The following is a 6,413-nucleotide window of genomic DNA, read 5'->3' as shown; positions in this document are numbered from 1 at the left end:
TCTAATAAAATCCAGAGGCAGAGCATTATCATCATCAAAGAGAAAGTCTGATGCTGTTCAACAACAATACTATTCTTTTCTCACGAAAGCATTCCTCGAATACAAAAACACTCTCGTGCTGAAAAGCCCCAAAGAGATAAATGCAGGATTCAAATCATTATTAACGTACACCAGTAAGCATCTTCAAATAGATGAAGTCATAACAGAAGACGACTTTCGCCAATTAATAGTTGTTGGTCGCACAGGCGATGCACGCTGGCTTCATTATTTAGAAAAGGTTGTAAAAAAACAAGTCAGGTCAAAGGCGATGTATGTTCGAGATTTCCTAGTTTGGGTTATGTTGGAATATGGGATCGATATTGATGACGGATATGAACCGCTTTTATCTCGCTTAGAGACTGAAAGAGTTCTAAGAATGCAGAACCACCGAGGCGGTGGCGGCAAGGATGAAACTCCCAAAGCTCTAATTCCTTATCGAGTACATCAACTTGCCACTGAAATACTGCTTGAACCAAGCTATGAATGGGCAAAAACATTGCCCTACATGTATTTTAAAAACGAAAGCGGTAAGAAAGTTTTTAACCCAACGATAATAAACTTAATGGCTATCTTGTTTACGGTTCCTATTCGAGGCGTTCAAGCACAATGTCTAGATAGCGGAGAAGGTGATCCGTACAAATTTAATGTTGAACAATCGATCTGGGAAGAAAATGATGGAGAACACGCTAACTACTGGAAGGCATTAGGAGGGGCAAATCAACAACGAGGCTTTCTATGTAGAGACAAAACACTTATTTCGGATGCTAAAAAATCCAAAGATTATAATGACCAAGGAGAAGCTGTTGTTAGACGTGCTTATATGTACATAAACACAAATAAGACAGCAGATCGTAGTGTGGCTTTTAGTGACAGTAGCGGTTATACGATTCCTTGGTATAACCCTGATGTGATATCTATCACTCAAAGACAGATGTCTTTCCTAAATGAGCATCATCCAGTTAAAAAACCATCTAACTTTATGGAGATAGACCCAAAGGAAATTAAGCAAATCCTTGGCGCTGAACCAACAGATGCTGTGAAAAAGTTAATACCAAGTCGCTTCTATTTGTTTAGATGTAATTTGAACCCTGTACCTGAGTCATGGGACTTCCCACCAACTAAAGTGTCAATGATTAAGTGTTGGAACGCTTTAATGATTGAAATACAAAAGCGCCTTGACGAAGAAGGTGCTGATTATTCGGTGGTTTCTGCTGATAAGATGAAGAAATTTGAAAGTAATGTCGGTGGTGGTAACAGCTACATTAGCTACCTAACAATCCACTGTACAAGAGTTACAGGAATAACGAGGCTAGAAGAAGCTGGAGTGCCTATAAACATTATTTCTAAGTTTGTAGCTGGACATGCAAATATTAGGACGACGTTTCGTTACGTTAAACATGATCGTGAATATGTGAGTGAGAAAATCTCAGAGGCACAGGCAAAAATTTCTCAGAAGATGCAAATATCGCTATCGACCGACCTTAAGAAATTAAGCGCAGAAGAGGCCAGAGCTATGGCCTATATCCCTGATATATATAGCACTTCGTGGGAAGTGATTAAGGAAAGAGCATGGAACTCTAACACTTTAGGTATATGTCCGAATGCAGGGACTCTTTGTGATGAAGGTCTAAAGGATGGTGAGTTTACATTTTTAGGTGTTGGCAAATGTTTAACCTGTAAATATCTAATTAGCGGGAAGCCATACTTAATAAGTATCTGGTCGCATGTCAATCGTCTAATGTATAAAGCTAAGAAGCTAAACAGCCTATATGGTGAGTTACAGGCAGAATACAAAACGCTAATAAGAATTAGAAAAGAAGAATACAAGGCCAACGGTAAATCTGAAAAATGGCATGATAACACCCAACACCTTGATAAAATTGAGAATCATATGGAATCTAATTCACAAGAAGAAAATATACTGCTAGCCGAGGCTTACTATGGGATTACATTATTTGAAACAGTTCGTGAACTAACAAATACAAAAGATGATTTTGTTTACGGTTTAGGTTTTGATGAATGCTCAGATTTCGAACATATGAATTCAATTGTTGAGTCAGATGCCCATGTTCCTCATTTTAATAGAGATAAAGATTTGAAGTTCAAACGAGATACCTTTGTTGATATGGCTTTAATGGCCTTGGGAGAGCAACCCATATTCTTAAAACCTTTAACAGAAAAGGAAAGAGAGGCCGCAATATCCTCAGTGGCAAAATCAATTGAACATGATTTGAAAACTAATGAAGGTAAGTATCTAGGCGCTTCAATGCAGATTAAAGAGTTGTCTGGGAGTATTAAATGTCTACAGAAATAGAAGTTACTTTAGAAGGCTTGTGTGCAGAGGCGAGCGACAATGTTGAAACAAAATTAAGGGCAATAAACACAACGATAAAAAGCTTTAAAAAGAACCATGTGGATTTAACAGCGCCAAACCTTGTTAAGGCTTTAGGGGTGCTTGGCATTAATATGAGTAAAAGCGCGATTTACAATAAAAAAATACGCGGCAAACTTAACCCATATCGAGTCTTAGTAGACTGTTGGAATAAGGATATCAATGATGCCAAGGTCAATAAAGCTGAGTCTAACGCTAATGTAAATTTTACTGTCATGAGTAATGCAGATTACGAGTCTATTGGAAGTGATGTTGTTAAGTTCAAAGTGCAGAATATGTATTCCGAACTGAAATCAGCAAGGCATCAAATTATCCTATTAAAGGATATTCAAGACCTACCACTCGTTGAAGAAAAGGAGGGTGCTCTACTTTTCCATAAAAGTCATAAATCAATGGTAGCACATAGTTCTACAAGTATTGTTGCTGATAGTCCTGAAACAGTCGAGCAGCAAATCGAGGTTCTTGAAGACTTTATTGGTGGTAGCTCGAAATTGAACTTTGATGAAGAAGGCTGTTTAGTCGCTTCAAAAGGAATACGAAAAGATGATGTACTTAGTGATACGGAGCTTCAACAGGCTCTAGCCGCTGCCATTCATTTAATGAAGAAAAATAGGAGTTAAAATGGCTAGCGGTCAGCAAAAAGCACAGCAAAACCTCGATGCGTTTCAGTCATGGGTGGCAACGCAACAGGATGATGACTTTAAACAAATCGTGTATAGAGGTCAGCTAAATCGTATCGAAGTGGCAAAAGCCGTAGGCTGTTGCAAATCAGCCCTAAATCAAAATCGTTATATACGAAAGCACTTAAAAAAGCTGGAAGATAACCTGCGCGACAAAGGCGTGTTGCCACCACTGACCGACACCGCCAAAAAAGAAGCGGATAAGCCGAAACAATACGACAAAACGGCGAATCGCAAGGCACTTGATTCAAAACGTTCATCATCGCTAGAGGCTGAGAACATCGAGCTAAAAGCCAAAATCAAAGAGCTTGAAGGCAAGCTGACACGCTTTGGTGAATTGTCAGAAACCTTGTCCGAAATGGGGTTCATGCCCCGATGAATTCTGCCTTCCATGAAGACCAATTGCGCGTGACCAGTATCCCTTATACCTCATCAAAGATGGTGATATTCAGCGGCACACCGTTAAAGAAAAACTCTTACAGAGCCAACAGCGGTAAATACTATGTCACGATAAAGGTAGATCCTGACGCATTGCCTGCACAACCTGCAATTGGTCAGTATTGGTCAGTCAAAGGAAATCGACAAATCGAAAAGATGGACACGGGTGATTACGTTATGCAGCAGCATACCTACCAGTCACCTGATCATGTTGAATGCAGTTTGCCCGAAACAGGCGAGCAATTGATTCGATTCATCGCCAGAGAAGCTGCCTTTAAAGGTATTGGTGAAAGCAAAGCAAGAGCACTCTGGGAGCTTTTAGGTAAGAATTTCCATTCAACCTTGAGAATAGATACGCCAGAGTCTAGAGAACTGCTTAGAGGCGTTCTGAGCGAGGATTCCATCATCGCCTTGTTTGAGGGGTATGCAAAATACAAGAATCTAGGCTACTGCAATTGGATGTCCGAACAAAAAATACCTGCCAGTGTTCAGCAGCGTTTGTTGAAGTATCACACTGAGCAATCCATAGAAGCCATTAAACAGAATCCTTATGTGTTAATTGGTTTTGGCATGAGCTTTACAGAGGTGGATGCTCTTTCTCAAGCGCAACTTGAGGACGCAACAAATGATGACAGGCGATTGAGCGCAGCGCTTGAAGTAGCAATACGCAAAGAGATTGAGAAAGGCCATACCTTCACAACACAAGACAATTTACGCCCTCACTTAACCAAGTTACTCAAAGACAAAGAGCTGGTCGCCAAAGCGTTTAAGGCGGGTCATGACAAGGCTCAATACCTTTTAAATCATGAAACAGGCACTTATCATCCAACGGCTCAGTTGCTGATGGAAAATGTCGTCGCTAAACGACTTAAATCGCTCGCTGCTCAAAAAAAACTATATGACGATTATGCAGAATCTGCATATTGCTCAGCGGCAGGTGAGCTGCCTTACAAACTATTAAAAAAACAAGTTGAAGCGATCACAACATGTTTAGATAACGCCGTAAGTTGCATCACAGGTGGTGCGGGTACAGGCAAAACGACAGTGCTTAGAGCTGCATTGCGTGCCTATCATACAATGGGGTTTGAAATACATGCTGTTGCCCTAAGTGGTCGTGCGGCAATGCGCTTACATGAGTCAATTGGTTTTATCACATCAACGATTGCCAAGTTCCTGAGAGATGATCCTATTGATTCAGACAAACAAAAACATCTGCTTGTTATTGATGAATCCAGCATGATTGATTTACCAACCATGTATCGCTTGGTAAATCACATTCACCCCTCAGTGCGTATTATCTTTGCAGGTGATCCCGATCAGCTTCCGCCAATTGGTTGTGGGAAGGTGTTAGCAGACATCGTTGAGTCGAAGACGATAGTTAATACGACTTTGAACATCGTTAAACGTGCTGAGGCATCGACAGGTATCCCTGAGTATTCACAACTAATCAATCAAGGCAAAATCCCAGAATGTCTTACCACAGGCGCAATTCATTTCCACGAAACAGACAAGAAAAAGATACCTCAAGTCTGCTGTGAATTGTATCAACAATCCCCTGAAAATTGCCGTGTAATGGCACCAACCAAAGCATTGGTTGATGAAATCAACAAGCTCACTCAAGAGGCTGTGAATCACAGTGGCAGTAGGCTTGAGTTTGAAATGCATGGGGAGCAATTATTTCTAAATCTGCGTCTTAATGACATTATTTTGTTTACGCAGAATCACTATGATAAAGGCATTCAGAATGGCTCGCTTGGTATCCTCTCAAGTGTTGTCGCATCTGGAGAGAGTTATGGTGAAGTGACACTCGATACGGGTGATAAAATTGAAGTTACTCAAGCCGTGCTTGATTGCATGAAACTAGGTTACGCCATAACCCTTCATAAAGCTCAAGGGTCGCAATTTTCACGTATAATAATTGCCTTACAAAAAGGCAGAATTGTAGACAGAGCATGGCTATATACGGCTATTACTAGGGCTGAAAGTGAAATCCATATTGTAGGCAGCGCATCAGACTTTGCCGAAATAACAAAATCACCGAGTAATTCTCATAATCGAAGAAGTTATCTATCACGATTACTATCGTAGCACTGACATGGGGATTATTAAGGGGCGATAGCCCCTTGATGCTAAGCTCTGCATAGTTCAAAACTACATATAATGTTTCTCGCGTATGAGAAACTCATCGAATTCACAAATTTAACATCGCGCCCTGCCAGACTTCTTTTGCTTTTATAATTAATAAAAACAACTAATTTAATTGCAGAATTTACAGATATTTGCATTTTAAGGTTGGTATAGGTTATTTGAGCGATGATCAAAACGAGTGTAGTTGGTTGGATTTTAACAATTCTAATTAACGCTTTTTGCTAATGGGCAGTGTATTCTTGAACATAAGCATTGTAACGAAAAGTAACAGCGTAAGTATTGAGTGTAGAATTGCATGAGAAATTGAACCAGCATTGCATTGAAAAAGTGAGTCACTTTTCAGTTGGGGTTCTAGCCAGAGTTCACGTTGCTAACCATGGTTCAATATGTGATGCAAATACCATATGAAACTGAATCGTTTTTTGTGGGTAAGTTAGCAGAATTTATCATTTTATGTTTCTAGAGAGGAAATTTTTGGCGAATTTTGGTCATGTTTTGATTATGATTGTTCAAAATATTTATTCCTTAATTTGGAATAAAATGCTCTACTCATGAGGTATGTTATTTTTACTCAATAAAGCTTTTTTATAAGGATGTAATATGTCGTTAAGTTTTTTTTCAATTCAAAAAATTTCCATTCTAATTATCATGTCATTTACTTTTTTCGGTTGCGGGGGAGGTTCTTCTAATGGTGATAACACGACAGTATCTAATAA

The 6,413-nt window shown here is 39.5% G+C and carries 4 protein-coding genes; all 4 read left to right on the top strand.

The genetic code is table 11. The features are described 5' to 3' along the window. The coding region (locus GPLA_RS17830; protein WP_040515313.1) for a VPA1269 family protein at window positions 1-2,353 on the top strand (2,353 nt) is incomplete at its 5' end. Beyond that, the gene (locus GPLA_RS17825) at window positions 2,338-3,051 is read left to right on the top strand and encodes a hypothetical protein (protein ID WP_007106367.1); all 714 of its coding nucleotides are present in this window, start codon (window positions 2,338-2,340) and stop codon (window positions 3,049-3,051) included. The genes GPLA_RS17830 and GPLA_RS17825, both read left to right, overlap by 16 nt. 1 nt (window position 3,052) lies before the next feature. Beyond that, the gene (locus tag GPLA_RS17820) at window positions 3,053-3,490 is read left to right on the top strand and encodes a VPA1267 family protein (RefSeq protein WP_007106366.1); all 438 of its coding nucleotides are present in this window, start codon (window positions 3,053-3,055) and stop codon (window positions 3,488-3,490) included. Then, window positions 3,487-5,637: an AAA family ATPase gene (locus tag GPLA_RS17815; RefSeq protein WP_007106365.1), complete on the top strand. Its 2,151-nt coding sequence runs from the start codon at window positions 3,487-3,489 to the stop codon at window positions 5,635-5,637. The genes GPLA_RS17820 and GPLA_RS17815 overlap by 4 nt, the downstream gene beginning before the upstream one ends. Window positions 5,638-6,413 lie beyond the last annotated feature (776 nt).

The organism is Paraglaciecola polaris LMG 21857 (genome assembly GCF_000315055.1).
Taxonomy (GTDB): domain Bacteria; phylum Pseudomonadota; class Gammaproteobacteria; order Enterobacterales; family Alteromonadaceae; genus Paraglaciecola; species Paraglaciecola polaris.
This window is presented reverse-complemented; position numbering and strand designations above follow the sequence as displayed.